We start from the raw sequence: 1,365 nt of genomic DNA, 5'->3' as shown, positions 1-1,365 counted from the left end.
AATCGTTTATTTGAACTTTTCTTAATTATTGTATGACTTTTGCATTGGTCATTATTAAATCATGCTCAATTCCCGAATCTTCAATTTCACCTTTCACCTTTATTGGTTTGATTTCATCCAGATTAATCTCTTCAGATTTGTCAATGAAAATGATTACAATTTTTCTATTAACCCCTTTATGGAGTACCTCTGTCAGTATATAATTATGACCACCATCGGCACCAGTTGTTTGGATTCTATATTTGGTTAACAAGAGCTCGGTCATTATCGTTTTATTAAACTTCAGTAGCGGTAACGGTTATGATTTGAAGTTGTTTAGAAACGTGGTGCATCTCCAATCTTGGCAAATTCATCCGTTATAGGTTTCAAGTTAAAGAATTGCAGTTATAAAATATAACTCTTGTTAGCCAACAAATTTATTCGGCCAGAGTCAATGTAAGAGGAAATTTGTATAATACGTTTATTGGCTTACCCTCTTTAGTCCCAGGTAAAAGTTTTGGCATAGAAGAAATTGCTCTTATTGCCTCTTGATTTAGTTCAGGAAAATCGCCATTAGCTTTAATATTTACGATTTGGCCACCACTGTCAATTATAAATTCCAAGGTGGTTTTTACTTTTCCAGATATTCCACTTTGATTTGCAAATTTTGGATTAAATGTTCTTCTAAAATGACCTTGAATAAACTTATTAGTGCATATTTTTCTTTTTTCAAGACTCCATTTTGATTTGCAATCTGGTCCTAAGGGGGGATAAGCAGAATCCTTGAATTCTACAATACTAGATTCATCAATGTCTTTATGGATAAGTTTTAAATCTCCAACCTCTCCACTTTCCTTTTTTTCTAAGTTAGATTCAATTCCTTTAGGTTCTGATGGCCCCTCATCTTTTTCCTTTTTCATTTCCAGCCTAATCATGGGAAGTATGAAGTAGGTCTTACCAGTAATTTTTTGAATTAAAATTTGCATCAAAGAATACCCATCGCTTTCCGTTCCGATTTTTATTTGGCCATCTTCGAGTTTCCAATTTTTGTTGTCAAGGAAAGACAATTCTTTCATTCTTTCATCACCAAATTTCCCAAATTGAATATTAAAAACTTTATTTCCTCTAAAATGGAATTTTGAACCGTAAAATGCATCTTGTATTAATTTTACAGCATCTCTATTCGGAGTTTCATCTGAGTTGGGCATTTCAACTCCAATAGTTTCCCATTTCCCCATTAATTCTCTCTCATTCAAGGATTGGGCTTGCGAAATGAATGTTAATGACAAAGCAAATAACAAAATCAATTTTGTCTTCATAATTATTAAAATGATGGGTACTTGTTTATTTAGATGTATTTGATCATCTTATATATTAATCGTTTAT

At 32.2% G+C, this 1,365-nt stretch carries 2 protein-coding genes; both read right to left on the bottom strand.

From position 1 onward, the window contains the following. Positions 1-25 precede the first annotated feature (25 nt). Complete coding sequence (locus GTQ34_RS16540; protein ID WP_166524920.1) at positions 26-265, bottom strand: hypothetical protein; 240 nt, start codon at positions 263-265, stop codon at positions 26-28. Positions 266-416: 151 nt separating this feature from the next. Then, positions 417-1,235 (bottom strand): energy transducer TonB, encoded by an 819-nt coding sequence (locus GTQ34_RS16535; RefSeq protein ID WP_166524919.1) that lies wholly within the window; start codon positions 1,233-1,235, stop codon positions 417-419. Positions 1,236-1,365: the final 130 nt, after the last annotated feature.

The organism is Flagellimonas ochracea, from assembly GCF_009903685.1.
GTDB classification, from domain to species: Bacteria; Bacteroidota; Bacteroidia; order Flavobacteriales; family Flavobacteriaceae; genus Flagellimonas; species Flagellimonas ochracea.
This window is presented reverse-complemented; position numbering and strand designations above follow the sequence as displayed.